This window comes from Caulifigura coniformis (assembly GCF_007745175.1).
Taxonomy (GTDB): Bacteria; Planctomycetota; Planctomycetia; order Planctomycetales; family Planctomycetaceae; genus Caulifigura; species Caulifigura coniformis.
Genome location: NZ_CP036271.1, coordinates 5,291,764 through 5,315,055, shown reverse-complemented (window position 1 = coordinate 5,315,055; position 23,292 = coordinate 5,291,764). Strand labels below are relative to the sequence as shown.

Annotated in this window: 18 protein-coding genes; 11 read left to right on the top strand and 7 right to left on the bottom strand. The window is 63.5% G+C overall.

What is annotated here, in order from left to right:
- Positions 1-53 precede the first annotated feature (53 nt).
- Entirely contained in the window at positions 54-848 is a 795-nt protein-coding gene (locus Pan44_RS21330; RefSeq protein WP_145033645.1) for a hypothetical protein, read from the bottom strand.
- Positions 849-1,003: 155 nt separating this feature from the next.
- Between Pan44_RS21330 and Pan44_RS21325 the strand changes: the two genes are divergently transcribed.
- From Pan44_RS21325 to kdsA, 3 genes are all read left to right on the top strand, one after another.
- Positions 1,004-2,236: a molybdopterin molybdotransferase MoeA gene (locus Pan44_RS21325; RefSeq protein ID WP_145033642.1), complete on the top strand. Its 1,233-nt coding sequence runs from the start codon at positions 1,004-1,006 to the stop codon at positions 2,234-2,236.
- Between the two features lie 42 nt (positions 2,237-2,278).
- Positions 2,279-4,135, top strand: coding sequence for an apolipoprotein N-acyltransferase (gene lnt / locus Pan44_RS21320; RefSeq protein WP_197453539.1), 1,857 nt, complete (start codon positions 2,279-2,281; stop codon positions 4,133-4,135).
- A 123-nt stretch (positions 4,136-4,258) separates the two neighbouring features.
- Positions 4,259-5,137, top strand: coding sequence for a 3-deoxy-8-phosphooctulonate synthase (kdsA, locus tag Pan44_RS21315; protein WP_145033636.1), 879 nt, complete (start codon positions 4,259-4,261; stop codon positions 5,135-5,137).
- 70 nt (positions 5,138-5,207) lie between these two features.
- On the opposite strand, the gene Pan44_RS21310 is transcribed toward kdsA, so the two are convergent.
- Positions 5,208-5,774, bottom strand: a complete 567-nt coding sequence (locus Pan44_RS21310) for an intracellular growth attenuator family protein (RefSeq protein ID WP_145033633.1) — start codon at positions 5,772-5,774, stop codon at positions 5,208-5,210.
- The gene (locus Pan44_RS21305) at positions 5,771-6,343 is read right to left on the bottom strand and encodes an RNA polymerase sigma factor (RefSeq protein WP_145033630.1); all 573 of its coding nucleotides are present in this window, start codon (positions 6,341-6,343) and stop codon (positions 5,771-5,773) included. The genes Pan44_RS21310 and Pan44_RS21305 overlap by 4 nt, the downstream gene beginning before the upstream one ends.
- Before the next feature lie 303 nt (positions 6,344-6,646).
- Between Pan44_RS21305 and Pan44_RS21300 the strand changes: the two genes are divergently transcribed.
- Complete coding sequence (locus tag Pan44_RS21300) at positions 6,647-7,798, top strand: 1-deoxy-D-xylulose-5-phosphate reductoisomerase (RefSeq protein WP_145033627.1); 1,152 nt, start codon at positions 6,647-6,649, stop codon at positions 7,796-7,798.
- Entirely contained in the window at positions 7,783-9,768 is a 1,986-nt protein-coding gene (gene rseP, locus Pan44_RS21295; protein ID WP_197453538.1) for an RIP metalloprotease RseP, read from the top strand. Before Pan44_RS21300 ends, rseP begins: the two co-directional genes overlap by 16 nt.
- 60 nt (positions 9,769-9,828) lie before the next feature.
- On the opposite strand, the gene smc is transcribed toward rseP, so the two are convergent.
- Complete coding sequence (gene smc / locus Pan44_RS21290) at positions 9,829-13,566, bottom strand: chromosome segregation protein SMC (RefSeq protein WP_145033620.1); 3,738 nt, start codon at positions 13,564-13,566, stop codon at positions 9,829-9,831.
- 54 nt (positions 13,567-13,620) lie between these two features.
- Positions 13,621-15,450: a flagellar basal body P-ring protein FlgI gene (locus Pan44_RS21285; protein ID WP_197453537.1), complete on the bottom strand. Its 1,830-nt coding sequence runs from the start codon at positions 15,448-15,450 to the stop codon at positions 13,621-13,623.
- Between the two features lie 592 nt (positions 15,451-16,042).
- Between Pan44_RS21285 and Pan44_RS21280 the strand changes: the two genes are divergently transcribed.
- The 3 genes from Pan44_RS21280 (at position 16,043) to Pan44_RS21270 (ending at position 19,538) form a co-directional block, all read left to right on the top strand.
- The gene (locus tag Pan44_RS21280) at positions 16,043-17,158 is read left to right on the top strand and encodes a PDZ domain-containing protein (protein ID WP_145033614.1); all 1,116 of its coding nucleotides are present in this window, start codon (positions 16,043-16,045) and stop codon (positions 17,156-17,158) included.
- Between the two features lie 87 nt (positions 17,159-17,245).
- Positions 17,246-18,985: a serine/threonine protein kinase gene (locus Pan44_RS21275; RefSeq protein WP_145033611.1), complete on the top strand. Its 1,740-nt coding sequence runs from the start codon at positions 17,246-17,248 to the stop codon at positions 18,983-18,985.
- A gap of 19 nt (positions 18,986-19,004) precedes the next feature.
- The gene (locus Pan44_RS21270) at positions 19,005-19,538 is read left to right on the top strand and encodes an adenine phosphoribosyltransferase (protein WP_315861123.1); all 534 of its coding nucleotides are present in this window, start codon (positions 19,005-19,007) and stop codon (positions 19,536-19,538) included.
- A gap of 22 nt (positions 19,539-19,560) precedes the next feature.
- Here Pan44_RS21270 and Pan44_RS21265 read toward each other — a convergent pair whose 3' ends face one another.
- Positions 19,561-21,114, bottom strand: coding sequence for a GGDEF domain-containing protein (locus tag Pan44_RS21265; protein WP_145033608.1), 1,554 nt, complete (start codon positions 21,112-21,114; stop codon positions 19,561-19,563).
- Between the two features lie 101 nt (positions 21,115-21,215).
- Positions 21,216-21,842, bottom strand: a complete 627-nt coding sequence (locus Pan44_RS21260) for a hypothetical protein (RefSeq protein WP_145033605.1) — start codon at positions 21,840-21,842, stop codon at positions 21,216-21,218.
- 245 nt (positions 21,843-22,087) lie between these two features.
- Here Pan44_RS21260 and flgB point away from each other — a divergent pair, with 245 nt between their 5' ends.
- Genes flgB through fliE form a run of 3 tightly spaced genes read left to right on the top strand, consistent with a single transcriptional unit; the run spans position 22,088 to position 23,233 of the window.
- The gene (gene flgB, locus Pan44_RS27535; RefSeq protein WP_197453536.1) at positions 22,088-22,450 is read left to right on the top strand and encodes a flagellar basal body rod protein FlgB; all 363 of its coding nucleotides are present in this window, start codon (positions 22,088-22,090) and stop codon (positions 22,448-22,450) included.
- A gap of 19 nt (positions 22,451-22,469) precedes the next feature.
- Entirely contained in the window at positions 22,470-22,910 is a 441-nt protein-coding gene (gene flgC, locus Pan44_RS21250) for a flagellar basal body rod protein FlgC (protein WP_145033598.1), read from the top strand.
- A complete protein-coding gene (gene fliE, locus Pan44_RS21245) occupies positions 22,910-23,233 on the top strand; it encodes a flagellar hook-basal body complex protein FliE (RefSeq protein WP_145033595.1) in 324 nt (107 codons plus the stop codon). The genes flgC and fliE overlap by 1 nt, the downstream gene beginning before the upstream one ends.
- Positions 23,234-23,292 lie beyond the last annotated feature (59 nt).

Sequence of the window (23,292 nt, the reverse complement as noted above, 5' to 3'; positions counted from 1 at the left end):
CGGAGAATAGGGGATGGGGCGCGGGTCGTCGACTATACGGTTCGCTCGAATGTTCAAAACGTGCCACGATCGTTCCGCTGCGGCCTCATCGACTGCATTCCCGCAAGCCGCACGATCATAACCCGCTGGAACCGGCTCTCGGCGTCGCCCCGGCGAAAGAAGAGGTGCCCCAGCGAGGCGGGCCGCTCATCCACCATACCGATCACGACGTACTCACCCGTATTCAGGTCGAGCGAAAACTCCTGCTCGTAGAAGGATTCCACCTGCTGCCCGTTCTGGTTTTCCCACTTCTGGTCGGTGGCTACGGGCCGGACACGTTGGGAGCCATGGTGGACCTGCGGCAGGAAGGCGACACGAACCCACCCTTCCTGCAGCCGCTCGGCCGCGACCTGAAACATGCACTGCCCCTGCTGGACTGTCATAGCGTTTCGCTTCCCAGAACTGGGAATCGTGCACGTTGGCGGCAGTGCCCCGACAAGAACCGGCGCCGAGGACCCATTGATCAGGGGAACGGGCCGCATCTCCGTGACCCTGGTCGAAGAAGCTCCGAACCCTCGGGAGATCAGGGATTGCAGCGCCGGTGGCGCGGAACTCGGAGCGACGCCATACTGGATCCCTTCACTACGCAGTTTCGCATGGGTCGAGAGTGGACCGGCCGCCTGGTTCACCGCGCCCCACAACCCGTCGCCGATCGTCGGATCGCCAACGACACGATCAACGTAATAAACTTCCAGGTCTATGACGTTCCGTTCCGACTGCAGCGGCGGCAGAAACGGCCGCTCGGCAGTGATGCGTTCCACCGCACTGCCCGGATTGAACAGAGCGCAGCCCGAGCCGAGCGCAGACATGACTGCGCAAACGAGCATCGGAACTCGCGTTCTGATCGACAGTTGCTTCTCCGTACGCCAATTCATTCCGCTGGCCGTCCGATCCGTACAGGCCCGCCAGCCTCCCGTTAAGTCGCGGCCCCGCGATCGTCAATCCGAATTCCTGAGCCGACCCGATGCTCGATTCCGTCCAGGACGCCTGGCGCCTGATTGAGAGAGAGATTCCGCCGGCCGCTCCGGCCGAGAAGGGCCTTCCCCTCGCTCTCTGCGACGGATTGGTCAGTACGACCGCGATCCACGCCACTGGCGACAGCCCGCCGTTCGACAAGTCGCTCATGGATGGGTACGCCATCCGCTTCGACGACTACGCCGCCGGCCGGCGCGAATTCGACATCCTTGAGGAAGTGACCGCCGGCAACACGGCCACCCGGGAACTGACCGCCGGGGGCACGATTCGCATCATGACCGGGGCCCCCCTTCCGACCGGTGCCGACTGCGTGATCCCGGTTGAACTGGTCACGTCGCAGACGGCGATCACCGTCACGCTCGACGCGCCCAAAGCGAGGGCCGAGGGAAACCTCGCCCGTCAGGGACAGGCGATCCGGAAAGGAGACCTGGTACTCCCCGCAGGAACGGTTCTCGGCCCCGCCCAGCTCGGCGCGCTTGCGGAAATGGGGGTGAGCAGTGTCCTCGCCATCCCCCGGCCATCTGTTTCCATCGTGGCCACGGGGGACGAACTCGTCCCGTACGAGCAAGTCCCGGGCCCCGGCCAGATCCGCAATTCCAACGAGATCATGCTCGTGACACAGGCGCGTCGGGCGGGCGCTGCCCCGGTTCAGTCGACGATCGCCCGCGACACCCGGGCCGACCTCATGACCGCCATCCGCGAGGGGCTGAAGTCTGATTTCCTCGTTCTCAGCGGCGGCGTTTCGGCAGGCGTTCTCGACCTCGTGCCATCCGTCCTCGCCGAATGCGGATGCGAGCAGGTGTTCCACGGCTGTAACGTCAAGCCCGGCAAGCCAATCTGGTTCGGTCGGCTGACTGCCGAGCGTTCTCCGGACGGCCGTCCGCACTGGATCTTCGGGTTGCCCGGAAATCCTGTCAGCAGTATGGTTTGCTTCGAGTTGTTCGTCCGGATGGGCATCCACAGGCGGCGCGGAATTCAGCCGTCGCAACCGCTGATGCACTCCGCCCGGCTGACTGCTCCGCATGTCTCCCGAGACTCGCGCCCGACTTATTTTCCTGCCGTAATCACACCGTCGGAACAGGGCTTCCTGGCTCGACCGCTGGCCTGGCAGGGGTCGTTTGATTTGCAGACTGTCGCCCTGGCGAATGGATTCGTCCTGTTTGAAACGGCAACCGAACGACAGGCCGGAGAAGAAGTCCCCACTTTAATCCTCGACCGCTGACCTGGTTCGGGTCGGCGAATGCGTTCAAGGAGGAACGCGGCAATGTCGACCACCTGCGCCGCTTCTGAATCCGCCGCACCTGAGAAACTGCTTCCCACCTCCGTGCCGCGGCAGCGCTCCATCGACGACATCATCACGGCTGCCCGCGAACGGCCGGCGTCGGTCAAAGGGGCTCTGTGGCCGGCGACGATCACGTCGGCCCTGCTCTGGATGAGCTTCACTCCCGCCGATTTCGGGCCGCTGGCCTGGGTCGCACTCGTGCCGCTGATGCAGCTGGCGCTCCTCCCGCGACTGACCAAACGCACCTACGCCGCGCTGTACGTGGCCGGAGCCGTCTTCTGGTTCCCAACACTTCAGTGGATGCGGCTCGGCGACCCCGCCATGTACCTGGCCTGGATCGCGCTGGCCGCTTACCTGGCCTTCTACTTTCCGGTGTTCGTTTCCCTGACGCGGACGGCGATGCTGCGATTCCGCGCGCCGCTCTGGCTGGCCGCTCCCGTCGTGTGGGTCGGGCTCGAGTTCCTGCGGGCCCACCTCATGACCGGCTTTGCCTGGTATTTCCTCGGTCACACGCAGCATCGCTGGGCGGCGATCATTCAGGTCAGCGATCTCGTCGGCGCTTATGGCATCAGCTATGTCGTCGCGACGATCAACGCCGCCGTGGCCCTGCTCCTGCCGACTGCCTGGATGGCGAGGGGGGGACTCGTGCTCCCCGGCGATCGCGACCGTTTTCTCGCGTCGCAATCCGCCCGAAAGCTGCCGACGATCGCCATCGGCGCCGCGCTGTCGCTCGTCGCAGTGACATGGGTCTATGGCGTCACGCGGCTTGGTCAATCGGATTTTCAGGCGGGCCCCCGCATCGGCCTGATCCAGGGGAACTTCACGACATCCCTCAAACACGATCCCGACGCCAAGGACGAAATCTACGCCCAGCATCGCGCCCTGATGGGCGAGACGATTCCCCATCAGCCCGACGTCATCGTGTGGCCGGAAACCATGTTTCCGTTCCCGATGTTCCAGATGCGGCCCGACGTGGAAGACGTCGACCTCGAAACGGCCGCCCCCGGCATTCCACTCGCCATGTGGAAGGACGACCGGTCCCGCAAGAACCTCGAACGGACCGCCGGCGAAGTGAACGCGTCACTCGTCATTGGCGTGGATACCCTCGTTGCCCGCCGCGACGGTTACGACCATTTCAATTCCGCCGCGTTCGTCACGCCGGCCAACGGTCTCAGCGATCGGTACGACAAGATCCATCGTGTTCCGTTCGGCGAATATATCCCCCTGCGGGACACCCTCCCTTTTCTCCACAAGCTGACGCCGTTCGGCGACGCCTTTGGAATCGCGGCCGGCACGCATGTGCACGTCTTCCAGTACAAGGACTGGAAGATGGTCCCGCTCATCTGCTTTGAAGACACCGTGCCACACCTCGTTCGTTCGATGGCCGCTACCGCCGAGAAGGAAAAGTGGCCTGTCGACATCCTCGTCAACCTGACGAACGACGGCTGGTTCCACGGATCGAGCGAGCTCGACCAGCACCTCATCACCGCCCAGTTCCGCTGCATCGAAAACCGGATGCCCATGGTTCGTGCGGTGAACACCGGAATCTCGGCCTTCATCGATGGCAACGGTGCGGTGCGCGATCCCGAAACGATCATCGATCTCGACGCCGTCGTCAAAAACGAACGCCCCGCGAGGAAGTCGATCCGCGATCCGCAGACCGGCCGGTACTACAAGCAGTGGAACGCCGCGTTCGTCAGCACGGTTCCGCTCGACGGTCGGTCCTCGCTTTATCAGCGGTTCGGCGACTGGTTCGCCGTCATCTGCACGGCAGCCTGCCTGGTCGTCTGCGTTGCCGGTTTCTGGCGATCCGCCCCCCGGGCCGCAACGCCAACGTGAGCCGACGGCGCACGTCGATCCAAGCGTGAGGATCGATGTGCCACGGCCGTCTCGGCCGTGTGCGGATGCCAGCGATCCCCAAGTCACGTCTGAACAAGCTGGCCGACTTTCAAAGAGCCCACCATGCCCCAGAACCCCATCCGCCTGAACGAACTGGCCTGCGGCGCCAACCAGTCCCTGCTGTTCATTGCCGGCCCCTGCGTCATCGAAAGTGAAGACCTCGTGATGCAGGTGGCGGAATCTCTGCACGCCGCCTGTACGCGAAACGGCTGGCAGCTCGTCTTCAAGTCGAGCTTCGACAAGGCCAACCGCACCAGCATCCACAGCTTCCGCGGCCCTGGTCTGGATAAGGGGCTGGAGATCCTCGCGAAGGTCCGCGACCGGTTTCACGTTCCCGTGACAACCGACATCCACCTGCCCGAACAGTGTGCCCCTGCGGCCGAAGTCTGCCAGATCCTGCAGATCCCGGCGTTCCTCGCGCGGCAGACCGATCTGATCGCCGCGGCTGCGGAATCAGTGGCCCGCCACGGCGGGATCGTGAACGTCAAGAAGCCGCAGTTTGTCGCCCCTGAGGACATGATCCACGCCGTTCGCAAATGCGAAGAAGCCGGCTGTGACAAGGTCATCCTCACGGATCGCGGAACAACGTTCGGATACGGCCGGCTCGTCAACGACATGCAGTGCATTCCGATCATGCAGTCGTTCGGAGTTCCGGTGGTTTTCGACGCGACTCACAGCGTGCAGCGTCCTGGGGGCGCGACGACGGGCGGAGCCCGGCAGTTCGTCGCCCCGCTCGCCCGCTCCGCCGTCGCCGCCGGTTGTGACGGAGTCTTTCTCGAAACTCACCCCAATCCCGATCAGGCCAAGAGCGATGGCCCCAACCAACTCCCGCTGACCGACATCCCGACCCTCCTCAACCAGCTCACCCGACTCCGTCAACTCGCGGTGGAGTTTCATGGAACGATCACAGGGGCGGTCTCGAAGAACTCAGCAGCGGCATAAAGCTGCCCCCGGCAGTGACCAAGGGGCGTCACAAGGCGCGCCCCTTTCCGAGTACCGGGTACCGAGCGCCTCACCCACCTCCCTTCCCCTCCGTCAGCTCCACCAGTTGCAACTCCAGACGCAGCAGGCGTTCGGTCATGTTCAGTTCCGCGTGCTCGATCTGCTGCGTCAACCAGTAGACGGCGGCCCCGATCAGGAACACGAACGACTGCAGGATCACGATGGTCCCCTGGGCCCGGTCAGTCATCGTCGCGCCCACGACGACCATGAAGATCACCATCAGCAGGGTGAAACACCACACCATTTGTGCCATCCGGCGGCCATCCTGCCGCACATCCATCTCCCCTCGCCTCAACAGGCGAAGGAACCACGCCCCCCAGGCGATGGCGAACAGTGTTCCCGCTCCCAGACCGATCCGCGCCAGCCACGGCAGCGCCGGCTCGGTGACGACGAGGGAGCCGATGAACAGGGCCGCTCCAAACTCAGCGACCACCAGCGCCGTCATCCAGGCGCGTCGCGGCATCGACAGTTCGCGGATCATCATGGTCTGAATCTCCTGTTGCAGCTGTTCACGTCGCTGCGGCTCTGGGGAATCGAGCGCCAGCAGCGATTCGCGCAGCCGTTGTTTCGTGGTCATGAACGCCCTCCCGTCCGCGCCTGTCGTTCCCGCTGAAGCACCTGGCGAAGTTCCGCACGGGCCCGCGCCAATCGCGACTTCACCGTTCCTTCAGGGACTCCCAGAACGTCCGCGGTCTGTGCAATCGAGAAGTCTTCGAGGAAGAACAGCGTGAGCACTTCGCGCTCGGCCAGGCCGATCCGGTCCAGGCCGAAATGAATCCACTCGGCGTTCTCCAGGTCGGTGATCGGATCGTTTCCGTCGTCCACGACGTCGGCCGACGGATCGCCGGCGAGGTCCAACTCGGCGAACTCTCGACGGTAGTGGTTCATCACCATTCGCCGCGCGATCGTGTACAGCCACGTCGTCAGCCGATCGGCCGACTGCAGATGCCGGAGGCTCCGCAGCACCTGCACCCAGGTCTCCTGCATCACCACCAGGGCCTGGTCCTCACCGTTCACCAGCCGGCGAACGAAATAGAACAGCCGGTCGTTGAACGTTTTCACGAGTTCGTCCCACGCGGCCGGGTCGTTTCGACGACACCGCACGACGAGCAGTTCGTTGCGGATATCGTCGGGCGAGCGGGGCATGCGTGGGATTCTCGGTGATTTCAGCAACTCCGTCGCCGGGCGGGGGGATGCGGTTCACGAAATCGCACTGCTCCGCCCCGGAAAAGAGAAAGGCAACCCGCTCCCATCTATTGAAGGAGCGATTGATGGAGCCGAAGTGGACGACAACGTTGATCAATGCGCGCAGAAAGTCCATCCGCCATGACCGAAGCCAGCGCCTGGCGAAAAACGGTTTGTCGCCCTCTCCTTCGCCGCCGCCCAATCATCAACAACAACCACACCCACGCCATTGCGGCCATCCGTGGCCTGCCCTAAGTTCCGCCTATGAAACGGATTTCCGTCCTCGGATCGACCGGATCGATCGGTACCAGCTGCTGCGAAGTCGTCGGGGCACACGCCTCGTCGATGCAGATCGTTGCGCTGGCCACACGCAGCCGGTGGGAGGACATGGCCGCCCAATGCTGGCGTTTCCGGCCGCAACTGGCGGCCATCGCGGACCTGGCCCTCAAATCGCAGATCCCGGCCGGTGTCTTTCCGCCGGAAACCGAGGTCGCTTTCGGTCCTGAAGCGGTCATCAGGGCGGCCGCGCTCCCCGAAGCGGACGTCGTCGTTTCGGGAATCGTGGGTGCTGCGGGGCTGCACGGGACCTGGGCCGCGGTGGAAGCCGGCAAGCGGGTCGCTGTCGCCAACAAGGAAACACTGGTCGTCGCGGGTCCGCTGGTGATGGACCTTGCTAAGAAAACCGGGGCCGAAATCATCCCGGTCGACAGCGAGCACGGCGCCATCTTCCAGACGCTGGCCTGCGGCCGTCGTGAAGACCTTCTGCGAATCATCCTGACCGCCAGTGGAGGGCCGTTCCGGGCGTGGCCGCTCGAGAAACTGGCGACGGTCACTCCCAAAGAGGCCCTCGCCCACCCCACCTGGCAGATGGGCCCCAAGATCACCATCGATTCGGCCACGATGATGAACAAGGCACTCGAAGTGATCGAGGCCCGCTGGCTGTTCGACACCAACGCCTCGCAGATCGCGGTCGTCGTCCATCCCCAGTCGATCATCCATTCGCTGGTCGAGTTCGTGGACGGATCGGTCATCGCGCAGATGTCCCCGCCGGACATGAAACTGCCGATCCAGTATGCAATTACGTATCCCCACCGGGCGACCGGGGTCTCCCCCCGTCTCGATTTCACGGCCGGATTTTCGCTAGACTTCCAGCCGCCTGATCTCGAACGATTCCCAGCGCTGGAACTGGGTTTCGAAGTGGCTCGTCGCGGCGGCACTTCCGGAGCGGTACTCAATGCCGCCAATGAAGTTGCTGTCGCACGATTCCTCGCGGGCAACCTATCCTTTCAGCAGATTGCTCGCGCCTGCCGCGAGGTTCTGGAAAGTCATCATTTCAACCCCTCGCCGTCATTGGACGAGCTCCTCAAGCTCGACGCCTGGGCCAGGGAGGAGACGGAGCGTTGGACAACCTGTTAGCGGCCATTCCCTACCTGGACCGCATCACGAATATCGCGACCGTGGCCATCGGACTGGGCCTCGTCATCTTCTTCCACGAACTCGGGCATTTCGCGGTCGCCAAGTGGTGCAACGTGATGGTCGAACGCTTCAGCATCGGGTTCGGCCCGGTGCTCTGGCGCAAGAAATGGGGCGAAACCGAATACGCCCTGTCGGCCATTCCGTTCGGCGGATACGTCAAAATGCTCGGCCAGGACGACATCGATCCGGGCCAGATGGCCGATGAGCAGGTCGCGGCCGATCCCCGTTCCTACACGGCGAAGTCCGTGCCGCAGCGAATGGCGATCATCTCGGCCGGCGTGACGATGAACATCATCACCGGCATCCTGTTCTTCGCGTTTGCGTTCCACTCCGGGATCGAAGCGCTCGACCGAGAGGTCGGGTTCGTGAAGGTCGGCATGCCGGCCTGGGAGCACGGGGTCCGCGAAGGCGATGTCATCACGTCGATGAACGGCCGCAAGGTCGAAGAATTCCAGGACATCCTGCGGCAGACCGCCCTTTCCCGCGGCAACATCGAGATCGTCGGAAAACATGCCGACGGAACCGCCTACCACGAAACGTTCTCCCCCGATCGCTCCGGAATTCGCCGCCGGATCGGCACGGGCTACCAGTACAGCCTCCGCGTCGCCCCGGTTCGCGACCCGGAAAAGACGCCGGTCACGATTCCCGGCAGCCCGGCCTCGCAGGCAGCCTTCCTTCCCGGCGACCTGATCGTCGAAGTAGACGGCGTGCCGGTGCAGAACTTCATGGCGTTGAAGGACGTGCTCGCCGCAAAACGGAAGGACACGCTGAAGTTCACCGTCGAGCGCAAGGAGAAAGACCAGTCGGACAAGACGTCCCGCGTGGAGCTGACCGTCGCGCCGGAGCCGTTCCGGCAGATTGGTTTGCGGATGTCGATCGGACGGATCACGGATCTGCGAATCAAGTCGCCCGCAGTCACCGCCGGGCTCGAGCTGAACGACCTGATCACGCACGTCGACGGCCGCGAAGTGGGCCGCGACCTCGATCCGATGCGGCTGCCGGAATACTTCGAGGAGCGTGCCGGCCAGGAAGTGAAAGTCACGATCACGAAGGAAGTCAAAGGGAGCGAACCGCAGAGCCGTGAAGTGACGCTCGTTCCCGAAAAGGCGATCGCCTGGTCGGGCCCGCGGGACGAAAAGGATCCCCTGGAAATCCAGGCGATCGGCGCCGCAGTCGACGTCCTCCCCAACATCGTGCAGATCAATCCCGAAGGCCCTGCGGCCAACCTCGGCATTCAACCCGGCGACAGCATCGTGTCGCTCGAGATTCCTGCCGATCCCGACCAGAAGGGCTCCGAGCCTCGGCAGATGTCGGTCGCGGAAGTCGGTTGGCCGTATGCCTACTCGGTGATCCAGGATACGCCCCGGCTGAAGAAGCTGACACTCAACGTCCGCAGCTCAGGTTCGACCGATCCGCGTCCGGTCGTCGTTGAACTGAAAGACTCGACCGAGTGGTTCCAGGCATCGACGCGCGGCCTGCTCCTGGGAGCAATGGTTCGCGAACTGAAGGCCGAATCCTTCGTCGACGCGATGGAAATGAGCTTCCGCCACACCCGGAACTCGGTTCTCGATATCTACCTGACGCTTCGGAACCTGGTTTCGGGCGACCTTTCGATCCGCAGCCTGCACGGGCCGATCGGCATCGCCAAGGCGGCGTCCGTCGTCGCGGAAGAAGGCTTCGCCGACTTCCTGATGTTCCTGGGGCTGATCAGCATCAACCTGGCCGTCATCAACTTCCTGCCGATTCCGGTGCTGGACGGCGGACATATGGTCTTCCTGCTGTGGGAAGCGATTGCCCGTCGCAAGCCGAGCGAGCGGGTGCTCGTAACGGCCACCTACATCGGCTTCGCCTTCGTGGTCGGCCTGATGTTCACGGTGATCTGGGTCGACCTGTTCGCCGACAAGAAGTAACTCGCCGGGCCGGCGGGATTGCTGTCGAACTCTGCAGCCTGCGGCGGCCTTCGGGTCGCCTCAGGCTGCTCTCGATTTGGCGAGGATTTCGCCGTTCTCGCCGACGTCGTCGAAGCGGACCGACATCCGTTTCGAGATGCCCGCCTGTTCCATCGTGACGCCGTACAGCACGTCGCCGGCCGTCATCGTCCGCTTCCGGTGCGTGATGATCACGAACTGGGACAGGTAGGTGAAGTCCTTCACGATCGAGGCATAGCGCTCGACGTTCGCGTCATCGAGAGCCGCGTCGACTTCGTCCAGGATGCAGTACGGGCTGGGCTTGCTCTTGAACATCGCGAACAGCAGCGCGATGGCCGTGAGCGTCTTTTCGCCACCGCTAAGCAGCGAGATGCTCCGCAGTTCCTTGCCCGGCGGCCGGGCGACAATGTCGATCCCGCACTCCAGAACGTCGTCAGGATTCTCGAGGATGATGTTTCCTTCACCGCCGCCGAAAAGCTTCCGGAACAACTCACGGAAGTGCGTGCAGATGCTCTCGAACGTTTCGAGAAACATCCGGCGGCTTTCCACATTGATCCGGCGGATGATGTCCTCCAGCGCGGCCTTGGCCTCATTGAGGTCGCTCAGTTGGCCCGCCAGGTCGTTGTAGCGGGTTTCGAGTTCGTCGAGATCGTCGAGCGACTCGGTATTCACGTTCCCCAGCGCCTTGATCCGTCGCCGGAGCCGTTCGACTTCCGCCTCCAGCTCGGGCCGGACCTCGTCAAACGTCGGTGCGCCCTCGTTCGTAATGATTTCGTCGTCGTCCGCGGTCTCGCGGTCTTCGCCGGTCTCGTCGGCTTCTTCAGCAGCGGGCTGCTCTTCAGGGGCGTGGTTCGCGGCGAGATAGTCAGCGTAGGCGGATACCTCGGAGGCGACGATCTCCTCGAGCGACAGCTGGAACTCTTCCTGCATCCGGGTTTCGAGGGCCGTGCGAAGCCGTGTGAACTCGCGCAGCTGCATTTCGGCCGTGTGCATGGCGTCGACGGCTTCGTGCCGCTCGCTGCGGCAGGCGTCTTCCTGGGCCAGGTATTTCTTCCGGCGGGACTGCACCTGGGCCCGTACTTCGTCGAGGATCCGTCGCTCGCTCTGCAGCGTCTCGACCTTGAGAATGAGCGTGGCGCACTCGTTCGATGCCGAAAGCATGGCCAACTGGGCACGGGCGAGCGCCGCCTGCGATTCCTCGAAGCGCTCCGCAGCCTCTTCCCGCTGCTTGATCCGGGCGCCCTGTTCGCGGTCAAAACGACCGTGCGATTCGATCAAGCCGGTCAGCCGCTCTTCCTGCTTGGCGAGTTCGACTCGCTGCAGGTCGAGTTCACTGGTGAGCTCGCGCAGCTCCTGGTCGATCGAATCGATGTCCGCCTGAAGGACGGTGATCGATTCCTCCAGCGTCGATGCTTCCTGGCGCAGGCTGTCGATTGTCGCTTCCAGGGCGTCGGCCTGGTCGTAAACCGAAGTCTGCCGGGCGATGGCAAGCGCAGTCTGTTCCTCGGTGGTTTCCAGTTCCGCCAACAATCGCTGCCGGTCACGATTGCGAACGTCGCACATCGCCCGCGCAGCGGCGACCTCTTCCAGCCGACGGCCGACAATCTCATCGGCTTCACGAACGGCCGCGTCCCGCGATACATGGACTTCAATCAGTTCGGCCAGCCGACGGCCGTCCCCTTCGATCGCCCGTTCGAGGCGTTTGAGGTCGAGTGTGAGTTGCTTGAGCTCACTGCGACGCGACACGACGGCCGACTCGGCCGACAGCGCGCCCACGACGAGTCGCAGATCGCCGTTCAGCAGTTCTCCCTGCAGCGTGGCGCACGTTGCCTTGCCGCCGGACGTTTCCACGACCTGAGTCGCCGTGTCGAGATCGCGAACGATCCACACATGTCCCAGGACGCGTTTGGCGAGACCGATGGCCTTGCGTGATTCTTTGACAACCTCGTCGGCGCGCCCCACCACGCCGGGCAGTTCCCGGACGGTCCGTTCAAACGGATCGGTCCGTCGGATGTCTCCGTTGAGGTTCAGGCCGATCATGGCAATCCGGCCGGCGGCGACCGAATCGGGCTTTCTCCAGTAGGCGATCCAGGGCTGGAGGTCTTCGACGACAACGGCCTGCGACTGCTCTCCAAGTGCCAGGTCGATGAGCGGAGCGACCTCCAGCGGGACGTCCAGCAGGTTGCAGACGAGTCCTTTCACGGTGTTCCACGGGGCGCCACGCGATTCCGCCGCCCTGGCGAGAAACTCTCGCACGCCGGTACCGACGCCGGCGTGGCTGGCATCCCACTCCTTCAACACCTGCAGACGCGCCTGCCAGACGCTGCGATGTTCGCGACGATGGTTGAGCTGCGTTTCGAGGCGAGTCAGTTCTCCATGCAGCTTGGCGCGTTCCGCCGCGACGCCGTCGCGGGCGGCCCGGGCGTCTGCGAGGGCTTCTTCGGCGCGCGCCAGGTTCTCCTGCGTTTCTTCATCGGCGGCTTCGAACTGACCCAGTCGAACGAGTGCTTCGGCACGCTGCCGTTCGAGCGCATCGATCGCCTCGCCTGCGGAGGCCTGCTGCGACTCCAGGGCCGCCAGCTGCCGCTCGCACGTGACAATCTTCTGAAGGGCCGCCTCGCGCGCAATGCGTTGTTCGCGAACATCCTTGCGAGCCAGTCCAACCTTCCGCTGAATCTCGGCCGCCAGTACCTCACGGCGTTCAAAGCTGCCGCGACGCTCCTGAATCGACTGTTCCAGCGTCTTCAGGCGGAGTTCTGCTTCAGCCAGTTCCTGCGAAGCCTGCGACTCCTCGCGGACGAGCGACATCTGGTGCGTCTGCAGCCGGCCGATCTCGACCGCCAGCTCTTCGCTGCGCTGGCTTTGATTCGCGCGGTTCGCGGTGGCGGTTGCGATGGCCTGTTGCAGGACCGACATCTGCTGTTCGACGGCGCGCACCTTGTGATCGCTCGCCGACAGTTCTTCGTCGATTTCCTGGCGTCCAGCCTCAATCCTGGCAAGCTGCTCCTGGAGTTCCTCGGAGCGAGTCCGGGAAGTCTCCAGCTTTTCGTCCCACCCGGACTTCTGGGAGTCCATGTGCCGCACATCATCGGCGGCGAGGCCGGTCCAGATAACCTTCAGTTCGCTCGTCAGCTCGCGGTACTTCGCGGCCTTGCCAGCCTGGTTGCGCGTCGTATTCAGCTGCGATTCCAGCTCGCCGACGATGTCAGTGAGCCGCAGCAGGTTCTGGGAGACCCGCTCAAGACGGCGTTCGGCGTCGACGCGCTTCGCCTTGAACCGGCTGATGCCGGCGGCTTCTTCAAACACCTGCCGGCGCGAGGCCGGGTTCGACTGCAGAATCTGGTCGACGCGCCCCTGCTCGATGATGCTGTAAGCGGCCGTTCCCGCGCCGGTGCCGAGCAGCAGGTCGCGGACGTCCTTCAGTCGGACGACGTTGCCGTTCAGCAGGTATTCCGAGTCGCCGCTCCGGTACAGCCGGCGCCCGATCTTCACTTCGACCGCATCGATCGGCAGCAGGCCCGACGTGTTGTCGAAAGTCAGCGAGGCTTCGGCGAGCTGGCTCGGTTTGCGGCTGGACGAGCCATTGAAGATGACGTCCGTCATCTCCTTGCCGCGAAGGCTCTTGGCGCTCTGGTCGCCGAGAATCCATTTGATGGAGTCGACGACGTTGCTCTTGCCCGAGCCATTCGGGCCGACGACGCACGTAATCCCCGGCGCGAACTCAAAGAGCGTTCGCTCCGCGAAGCTCTTGAAGCCCAGAAGTTCGAGGGATTTGAGCATCGACGATCGTCATCCAGGCGGGCGGCTTGAACACATCGGCAGCGGCCCGCTGCATCACTTCTTGGAAGTGTCTTTCGAGGTTTTGGAGGTTTTCCCGGACTTCGCGTCGAGGTCAGCCATGAACGGCGTGGCCGGCTTCGCTTCGCTGCCCGCGGCTTCCAGTTCGGTTTCCGGCTCGGAGTCTTCCACGGGCAGGGCTCCCGCGGGCTTGATTCCGGTTTCGAACAGGTTTGGCATCTGGTTCTCTGAACCGACCGTGGTCTCGGACGCGCCCTGGTTCTCCGGCAGGTGGCGGGTGTAGACCCGGCCGGCCCGCGGCATTTCATCGATGCCGATGTGTCCCGGAAGATTGGCGTTGTGCTTCGCCGAAACAAGGAGCTGGACGATATCCGGATAGCCAGCATCCAGTTCGGCACATGCCTTGATGACGTCGGCCACCCGCGGGCTCACTTCGCGAACCTGCCGCGGCTCGTTCGCGGCGATGCGCACCACCCGAATGTTGCTGCTGCCGGCATCGCCAATCACCATGATCTTCTGCCCGGCCCGGGCCATCATGGGCGTCGTGAACTGCTGGCTTGCTCCGAAAATCGTGATCTCGGCCTTCTTTCGCTGGGTGACATGCACCATCGGCTTGCCCGACGTTCGCAGGACGTGGAGTGAATAACCACCCGGCATCTTTTCGCCCTGAACGTTGGGATCGTTGGGATTCGCTTCACTGAGGGCACGAAACGCACCGTAGCGGGTTTCGAGGCTGTCATGGTCCATCAGGCTGTAGAGGGCCTGGAACGCCGATCCGTCGTCCATCGACGCCAGCGCCACGAGCGCGAAGACCCGAAACGCAGGCTCCTTCTCGGCCGCTTCCCGAAGTGCGTCCACACCGGCGGGATCGCCGAGATACGCGAGGGCTTCCCCGGCGCGAAAACGGCATTCCAGGTCGCTCGCCTTCAGAGCTTCCTTCAGGACGGGCAGCGCGTCCGCTCCGAGCGCTTCCAGTTCCAGGGCCGCCTGCTCGGTCTGATCAGGGATCATCAGGCTGTCCCTGAGGCCCCGCACCCGCATGTGTTTCTCGACGGACGATTCCTTCAGCGCAATGTTGCGGATGACCTGCTGGAACCGCGGGTAGTTGTCGCGGTACTTCTCGGGGACTGTCAGTTCGATCTTGAGGTCGGTCAGCGCGACAGCCAGCGGCTTCTGCAGCCCGTGTTCGTCGTAGTCGTGGAACCGCTCTCCGACGCGGCCGGCGATCCGGTGAGTCAGTTTTGCGCTGCGATAGTCGTTCCGGACGATGGCGGTCAGCTTCCGCATTCCTTCCAGGACATACGTGGCCCCGCCGGGAATCGTCCCCCGACGCAGATTCGGCGTCTGCGACTCCGATTCTCCTTCCCCCGTGGCCAGAAGGATCGGCCCGGTGGCTTTCGCCATCAGCTTGCCCTCCCGCGTACCGCCACCCTGCACGTAGGCGTGCTCTTTCAGGTCGCAGGGCATCACGAAGCCGCCGGCGAGGGAGGTTGTCTTCGAGCCGTCGGGCAGCGAAATCTCGACGTCGAAACTTTCCCCCTTCTTGATCAGCGGCGGCAGATACGCCCGCACGATGACCATGGACGTGTCAGTCGACCGCAGAAGCGTCTGCGGATCTTCGACTTTGCGACGCCGCATGTCTTCCAGCAGCAAGGCTCGAAGAGGCGAGGCCGGGGGATCTTCTCCGGTTCCGTCCAGATTGACGACGAGCGCGACGCCTTCGAGGACGACCCAGTTGTAGCCCGACACTTTGATGTAGTCGCCGAGCAGCCGGGAATGCCCTTCTTTGCCCAGCAGGGCAGCAGTGGCGTTCTCACTCCCCTTCTTGATCGCGGCTTCCTTGGGATCTTCATTCATTCTGGACATGAGATCCTGACAGCCAGCCAGAGTGGCTGTTGCCAGGATGAGCATGAGGCGGAATGGTCGGGAGTCCATCAGAAGGCTCCGAAGCCTGTGGCTGACCGAGCGGCAAGCAACAGACGGGATCGCGGCAAGGCGGAAAATGAACAGGAGGGAACGCCATATAGGACCGATAAAAAACAGGGGTCAAGACGGGCGCCACCGGGCTGCGCACGGGGCCAGGGCACAGGCCGCCTTCCACAACAACATTCCCAGAAACGACTTGCGACGCGCCGAATCCGGCACAGCGTTCCGTTCACTGTCCTCGGACGAGTGGGGAATCGACACCGACGACCGCGAGAACGGCGAAGACTGCCGGTCCCGCAGCGCCGGTTTCCTCCGATCCCAGGCCGATTGCCGGCGGCGAATTGACCTCTCTGTCACTGCTTCTGTCGACGCGCAACGCCCAGCGGGTTTGATCGGAACTGACAGGGCCCCCCACCCATTGCGGGGGCCAGACACGCAAACACCTCTGGCGGGAATCCGTCCATTGCCGCAACAATAGGGGTCTATGGACACGCACCCTGGTCGAGTTTGGGTTCACAGTGTCCGCGACGCATTGCTGATCGCCGCGGTCGGGCTCGGCCTGTCGACTTCCACCGCCTCCGCCGCAGAAGATGCCCAATCGTCGTCGATCAACGCCCTTCTTCGACGAATGACGGACCCGCGGTTCGAAGTCCGTACCGCCGCCGAACGCGAACTTTCACGACTCGACCCCGTCCAGACCCAGGTTCTGGAAGAGGCGGCGACCAAGGACTCGGAACACGCGGCCCGCATCGTCTCCCTGCTCGAACGGCTGTACGTCGGCCAGTCGGCGCCGGGACCGGAGGAGACTTCGGCCCGCCCGGCACTGCTGTCATCACTCGATGTGATGCTCACGATCCGGCGGGGGGGCGACTTCGGAGAGACCGAAGTCACCCGCGCGGCTGAGAAGTCGCTGTCACGGCTGGCCGAGGGAGACTCGCCGGCCGCTCCCATCGCCGAGGCGGCCCTGGCGCGCCACGCCGTCCTGGCCGAGAACCGGGCCATCGCCACCCTGCGGCGTCTGGGAGCAAAGGTCGTTTTCTCCGACCTTCACGATCCGATGCACGATGCCCTGGGGCAGCTGGCAGAAGGAGCCGATACCGACGCCATCGCCGGCGACTCATCGCCTCCCGCGCTGCTGAAGGTCGAGCATGTCTACATCCTGCGGAACTGGACGGGGGGAAAAGAAGGGCTCGAATACCTCACCCGCCTGCGGATTACCGGCGGCCTGCAGCTCTACCTTGTCGACGGATGCGGTATTCGCCTCGAAGACACGTTGGCGCTCAAGGCCGCAATTCCGGGGCTCGCCCCGATCGAGCGCAGCGCCGCGACGCTGGGAGTCCGGTCCTCGGGATACCAGTTCTCGGAGAACGGCGGATGCGAGATCGCGAGCGTGACGGAAGGGCTCGCGGCGGACCGGGCCGGCCTGCGGACCAATTTCGTCATCAAGGCGGTCAATGGCGATCCGATCCTCACGTTCGACGACGGCACCTCGAAATCGTTGGTGCACCGCCTCCGGGACTGCAAACCGGGTGAGACGGTGATTCTTTCGGTGCAGAAATCGTCGAACGTCGAGCCAATGGATGTCGAGGTGAAGCTCTCGGACTGGTCAGACGTGCCTGATGTGCAGATCATGAACAGCTATCGGTAGCGATCCCGATCGCGCCGACCTGACTGCCACCAGATCCTCCCCGTCAACTCAACGTCGACGGTGCACACGTCTCCGGCTCACCGCGCTATGCAGCTTGAACGCATCGGTCCCTACAGGCTTGTCCGCGAACTGGGCGCGGGCGGAATGGGAACCGTGTATCTCGGACTCGACGAGCGAAACGGATCCAAAGAATCAGCCGTCAAGGTCCTCCCGGCCTCGATGGCCCGCGAACCGGGATTCGTGGCGCGCTTCACCCGCGAAATCGACGCGATGCGGACCGTGCATGGCCCCAACATCGTTGAACTCCGCGACGCGGGCGAAGACGCCGGCACGTGGTATTACGCGATGGAGTTTGTCGACGGCGAAACTCTCACCGAGCGGCTGGTGCGCGAGAAGCGGCTCCCGTGGCGCGAAGTGATCGACATCGCGATCCAGATCTGCAAAGCGCTGAAAGCCGCCCACAATGCGGGAGTGATTCACCGCGACCTGAAACCGTCCAACCTGCTGCTGGGCAAGGACGGCGTCGTCAAGCTGACGGACTTCGGCGTCGCTCAGGTCTTCGCAAGCGGCAAGCTGACGGCGACGGGCGGCGTCATTGGAACCGTCGAGTACATGTCGCCGGAACAGGCGCAGGGGAAACGTGCGACGAAGCAGAGCGACATCTACGCGCTGGGCGCTGTGATGTACGTGATGCTCACCGGCCGTCCTCCGTTCACCGGGAAGACCGCCCTCGACATCGCGCAGAAACACAAGTACGGGCAGTTCGACAGTCCGCGGAGAATCGTTCCAGAGATCCCGCACTGGCTCGATGAGATTGTCTGCAACTGTCTCCAGAAGAAGCCCGAGGACAGGTACCCGGACGCCTACGTGCTGCAGCTCCGTCTGCAGGAAATTCCGAAGAAGCTCGACCTCGCCCAGGGAACTGGCTCCGGTTCGGGACAGACCACCTCCGGCGGGAGAACGTTCGACTTCGACGGGGCGGCCGGGGATGATGTGACCCAGGGGGACGCTGTTCTCAACAGCGACGCTCCGGTCGGCGGCACGCTGATGCGGGACCTGATCAAAGGTCATCTCGATCGTAAAACGAACATGACGCCGGTCGAGCGTCTGCTCGACAACACCTGGCTGCTCGCAGGCGTGCTCGTGCTGCTCGTCGCCGTCGGCCTGTGGTGGCTCCAGTCGCGTCAGAAATCGCCGGAACAACTGTTCGCTCGCGGAGAGGAACTGATGCAGAGGCCCGCGGGGCCGGCCTGGGAGGAAGCTCGGCGAGAGGCGTTCGAGCCGCTTCTGGCGCTCGATCGGGAGACCTGGGAGCCTCAGGTGGCGCCCTACCTCGATCAGCTGGCGATCTATGATCTTCGAAAGGAGTTCCTGAGCGTTCGCAGCCTGCGCGCCGACGCCCCGCCGAAATCGGACATCGAGCGATTCCTGCGACGCGCCTGGGACCAGCGACGACGGGGAGACCTGTCGGAAGCTCGCACGACGTTGAACGCCCTCAAGACGATGGCCATCGGAACGCCACAAAGCACGTCGCTCCTGCCGGTGATCGACGAGCTCCTGGCAACGATCGGCCCGGCGGAAAAGGAAATCGAGGAGCATGGGCGGGCCCTGCTGAGGCTGGCCGTCGAGCGGGCCCGGGCTTATGACGCCCAGGAACTGAAGCCCCAGGCACGGACCATCTGGCAAAGCATCGTCGAGCTCTATGGCGACGATCAGTCCGCGGCCAGTGCGGTGGCGGAAGCACGGGCCGCCCTTTCGACTGGCGACGAACAGACGCCGTCCGCTAAAGAGACTTCTGCCGCGCCCGATTCACGTCCTGAACTGTAACCCCACTGCCGTTCCCAGCATGTCCGCAATTGATCTCAAGGCCCATATCCGCAGCATCAAGGACTTTCCCAAGCCGGGAATCATGTTCCGCGACATCACGCCGCTCCTGGCGGCGCCCGCTGCGTTCCGGGAGTCGATCCGGCTGCTGGCGGACCGCTATCGAGATGCGGGAGTGACGGCCGTCGCTGCCGCCGAAGCCCGCGGCTTCATCTTCGCCGCTCCGCTCGCGATCGAGCTCGACGCGGCGTTCATTCCGGTTCGCAAACCGGGCAAGCTGCCGTTCGACCGCAGGGCGTTCCAGTACGACCTGGAGTACGGCAGCGATTCGCTGGAAATGCATGTCGACGCCGTCAAAACCGGCGACCGCGTGCTGCTCGTCGACGACCTCCTCGCGACCGGCGGAACGATGCAGGCCTGTGCGAAACTGGCGGAACTCGCCGGGGCTCACGTCGTGGGCTGTGCCTTCATCGTCGAGCTGACGTTCCTTCCCGGCCGGAAAAAACTGGAAGGGTATGACGTGTTCAGCCTGATGCAGTACCACGACGAAAACTGAGCCGTGGCGCGGGCAGCGGGAATCAGCGATCCGAAGCCGTCATCTCCGATCCACACTGGTGGACGTGGCGAATGAGCACCCGGTTCCGCCCGGAGTCCTTGGCCTCATAGAGCGCGGAATCCGCGGCAACCAGCAGGTTGCCCGGTGTGTCGTCGGAATGCGGCGCGACGAAGAGGGCCCCGCCGATGCTGATCGTCACGCGGATCACGCCCCCGCCGTCAACGGGAATCCGTTCGGCCTCAACCGCCGCACGAATTCTCTCCGCCAGCGATTCCAGTCCTGCCAGGCTCGGCTTGTTGAGAAGAACGACGAACTCTTCCCCCCCGTAGCGGGCGACGATGTCGCCTTCACGAACGGCCGACGTCAGGACGGTTGCAAGCCGCTTGAGCACGGCATCGCCCGCAGGATGTCCATATTCGTCGTTGATTTTCTTGAAGTGGTCGGCATCGAGGAACAACAACCCCAGTTCATCGTGCTTGATCATCGCGTCAGCCGTGGCGAGCGTGAACTGCTCGTCGAACGATCCGCGATTGAACACGCCGGTCAGAGCATCGAGGCAGCTGCGCTGGACGAGATCCTGGATCCGCTGCTTCAGCTGGCCATTCTCATCGAGGAGCCGGGAGCGCACCGAGGCCTCCGTCTGCCCGTCATGGACGGAACTCGCGATGGCGCAGAGTTGTTCCATCGCCTCGGCCATGAGATCGGTCGGCGATCCAAGTTGCGACGGATCGGTTTCAAACAGTTCGGAAGTCGACTTCACCGCCCGGTCGGTCTCCTTCAACAGGGCATCAATGTTGTCTGGGGTCATGCCGAACAGTTCAGCGCCGAGGTCGGCCATCAGTGCGAACGACAGCCCGCGCGGCGAGATGCAGAAGTAGTCGGCGATCGTCGTCGCGAGGGCGGTGGTGAACGTCATGGCGCGTTCTTCATCGGCCGGCAGGCTCGCCAACTGATCGGGAGCCGACGTCCGCCGGCAGATTGCGTTGCTGAAACGTTTGGGGAGGTTCCAGTGGTTGAGGAGCGCCAGCGACAACCGGCGGTGATCGATTCCAAACGCCTCTTCTTCACACTGTTCGAGGGAAAGCCCTTCACGGGCAGAGCGATCAACGACGGCCGCATACTCCTGCGGAGCGGTTTTGAGCATCGCCAGCCGCCCGATATCGGCCAGCAGGGCGATCGTGAACGCTTCGCCTTCCATTCCGCGGAAATGCCGGCGGGCGATCTGCTCAGCGGCCGAGGCCTGCACGATCGACTGCAACCAGACCGACTTGTACAGGGACGCGAAGGCTCCCCGACACATGGACTCTTCCGACAGTGAGAAACAGAGCACCAGCGAGGTGACGGCCTTCTTGCCGAGCAGGTTGACCGCGCGGTTCAGGTCGGAAACCGGACGCCCCGCCCCGTATTGCGCGGAATTCACGGCACGCAGCAGCTTGGCGGTGATCGCCGGATCGGTCTGAACGATCCGGACGATCTCGGGCAGCGCCACGTTGGGATCAGTAAACTTTTCGAGGAGGCGAATCGCCACCACAGGCAGAGAGGGGAGGCGGTTCAGCTTCGTAAAATCGACGATCATCTCAGCGATCCATCATTCAAGCGAGGGGATAAACTGGAACAGCAACTTTCAGCCGTCGCCTCCTGCGGCTTCTGGGCCCGGCATTCTTCAAGCAATTCAATTCAGCTGTTGGTGGCCAGCTGGACGCGGAGCGCCAACTTGAGACCATCGCTCTTCGCCATCTGGCAACCGCAGAAATACTGGTTGGGCCCGTAGGGGGCCGCCCACCGAACCGTCGCGGTGGCAATCGGCGCGTCGGTCAGCAGCGTGATCTGTTCGCCAGGCTGCGGCTGGTAGGGGAGCCGCAGCTGGACGCCCGAGTACGAGTAGTTGAGGATCGTGGCGGCGACGATCTTTTTCTGGGATTCGGGACGCGCCCATGCGGCCCAGACCACGCCATACCGCAGCTCACGTCGCATCTCAAGCCAGCAGGCGCTGATCAGCTCTTCCGAAAGCGGTTCCGACAGGAACACGCCCAGGTCGGTGCCGTCAGCCAGCTGCTCCGCACGATGGACGACGCCGTTGGCGTCGAACTGGCATTCCCAGCCTTCCGGCGCCAGCCGCACGGTGACGAGGGATCCAACGGGCAGGGCCTCTTCGGCATAGATGCGGACGTCGGAAGGGGACATCTCTTCGATGGCCCCGCTGATCGTGCCGACTTCGCTGATGAGATGGACTCGAATTCGTCCGAGCTGCAGTTCGCGACTCGGCGCAACTCCAGGAGAAGTCGCAATCGCCTGAACAGGCATGGGATGGCCCTCAATCTGACCGGTTCATCATGATTCTGGTCGCACCACGACTCCATCACAGGCCCCCTGGTCCCGGGGCGCCTGCAATATGGCCATGTGGCGTTGTTGAAACATTGATCAAGTTTTCGAGGGAAGCGGCAGAATTCGCCGCCAGTTGCAAATTCGCCACATCTCTGTCGGCGACTCTGGCCGGTTTGAACGGGGTAAACGGCAGAAACATTGCCGATTGTGTCGATAAGTCCGATATGTCCCCACTCGACGCACAGGCCGGCCTGCTCTCCCAGTTAATGGACGCGACGGCCGTGCGGCAGCAGGTCGTCAGCCACAACCTCGCGAACCTCAACACGCCCGGTTACCAGCGGCTGGAAGCCACATTCGAAGACCAGTTTCAGGCTGCCCTGTCCGGATCGGGAGACGTGTCCCGTGCGGCGGGAATCAAGGCTCAGGTCGTGACGTCCAATGACGGCACGACACGGGCGGACGGAAATTCCGTGGATCTCGACCGGGAACTCGGCGAGCTCCAGCGCACGGCCTTGATGTTTCAGACGTACACAAAACTGTTGGAAGCTCGCCTCGGCATGATGCGCCGGGCGATGGATAGCCGCTGAACAGCGAGAAGGACGGGTCATGGGCCACGGAGGACTCTTCGGAGTCACGCAGATCGCCAGTTCAGGACTGGCCGCGGAACGGATGCGCATGGAGGTCGCGGCGAACAACATCGCCAACGCCAATTCCACGCGCACGGCCGACGGCACGCCCTACCGCCGCCAGCAGGTCGTCTTCTCGGCGGCCATGAAACAGGCCATGGGCGGAAACACCTCCCATCAGGGCCTCACGGGCGTCGTGATCGAGGGAGTGGAGGACGATCTCTCGGAAATGCCCCGGCTCCATTCGCCCGGGCATCCCGACGCCGATGCCGAGGGCTACGTCACCTATCCGAACGTCAAGCTCCCCCACGAAATGGTGGACATGATGACGGCAGCCAGGGCTTACGAGGCCAATCTCAAGTCGCTGCAGATCTTCCGCAGCATGACTGAACAGTCCCTCTCGCTGTTGAAAGGGAGCTGATGGCGCTTTCGGGAATCAGCGCTGGAATCGCTAGCGGGATCGGTCCCATCGGCCGACCGGGTTCGGTCGAGTTCGCCGGCATCGAATCCCTCGGAAAGACGGACCAGCCGTTCTCGAAAATGATGAATCAGATGCTGGGCGAAGTGACCCAGAGCCAGGGGAAGATGGACCAGGACGTGACGCGGATGGCGACGGGTGAAGCAGAGAACGTCCACGAAATCGTGCTGAACGTCGCTCAGGCCGACCTGATGTTCCGGTTGGTGATGGAAGTGCGTGACAAGTTGATCTCGTCCTACCAGGACGTGATGCGGATGCAGATCTGATTTCGGATTTGAGTAGAGCTCACGGGACGTCGCCTCCGGTGAGGCGTGACGCGAACGCA

Excerpts from the sequence above, each read along its gene's own strand:
- Pan44_RS21330 (WP_145033645.1), bottom strand. The coding sequence starts at position 848 with ATGTCTGCGCTCGGCTCGGGCTGCGCTCTGTTCAATCCGGGCAGTGCG.
- Pan44_RS21325 (WP_145033642.1), top strand. The coding sequence starts at position 1,004 with ATGCTCGATTCCGTCCAGGACGCCTGGCGCCTGATTGAGAGAGAGATT.
- lnt (WP_197453539.1), top strand. The coding sequence starts at position 2,279 with ATGTCGACCACCTGCGCCGCTTCTGAATCCGCCGCACCTGAGAAACTG.
- kdsA (WP_145033636.1), top strand. The coding sequence starts at position 4,259 with ATGCCCCAGAACCCCATCCGCCTGAACGAACTGGCCTGCGGCGCCAAC.
- Pan44_RS21310 (WP_145033633.1), bottom strand. The coding sequence starts at position 5,774 with ATGACCACGAAACAACGGCTGCGCGAATCGCTGCTGGCGCTCGATTCC.
- Pan44_RS21305 (WP_145033630.1), bottom strand. The coding sequence starts at position 6,343 with ATGCCCCGCTCGCCCGACGATATCCGCAACGAACTGCTCGTCGTGCGG.
- Pan44_RS21300 (WP_145033627.1), top strand. The coding sequence starts at position 6,647 with ATGAAACGGATTTCCGTCCTCGGATCGACCGGATCGATCGGTACCAGC.
- smc (WP_145033620.1), bottom strand. The coding sequence starts at position 13,566 with ATGCTCAAATCCCTCGAACTTCTGGGCTTCAAGAGCTTCGCGGAGCGA.
- Pan44_RS21285 (WP_197453537.1), bottom strand. The coding sequence starts at position 15,450 with ATGTCCAGAATGAATGAAGATCCCAAGGAAGCCGCGATCAAGAAGGGG.
- Pan44_RS21275 (WP_145033611.1), top strand. The coding sequence starts at position 17,246 with ATGCAGCTTGAACGCATCGGTCCCTACAGGCTTGTCCGCGAACTGGGC.
- Pan44_RS21270 (WP_315861123.1), top strand. The coding sequence starts at position 19,005 with ATGTCCGCAATTGATCTCAAGGCCCATATCCGCAGCATCAAGGACTTT.
- Pan44_RS21265 (WP_145033608.1), bottom strand. The coding sequence starts at position 21,114 with ATGATCGTCGATTTTACGAAGCTGAACCGCCTCCCCTCTCTGCCTGTG.
- Pan44_RS21260 (WP_145033605.1), bottom strand. The coding sequence starts at position 21,842 with ATGCCTGTTCAGGCGATTGCGACTTCTCCTGGAGTTGCGCCGAGTCGC.
- flgB (WP_197453536.1), top strand. The coding sequence starts at position 22,088 with ATGTCCCCACTCGACGCACAGGCCGGCCTGCTCTCCCAGTTAATGGAC.
- flgC (WP_145033598.1), top strand. The coding sequence starts at position 22,470 with ATGGGCCACGGAGGACTCTTCGGAGTCACGCAGATCGCCAGTTCAGGA.
- fliE (WP_145033595.1), top strand. The coding sequence starts at position 22,910 with ATGGCGCTTTCGGGAATCAGCGCTGGAATCGCTAGCGGGATCGGTCCC.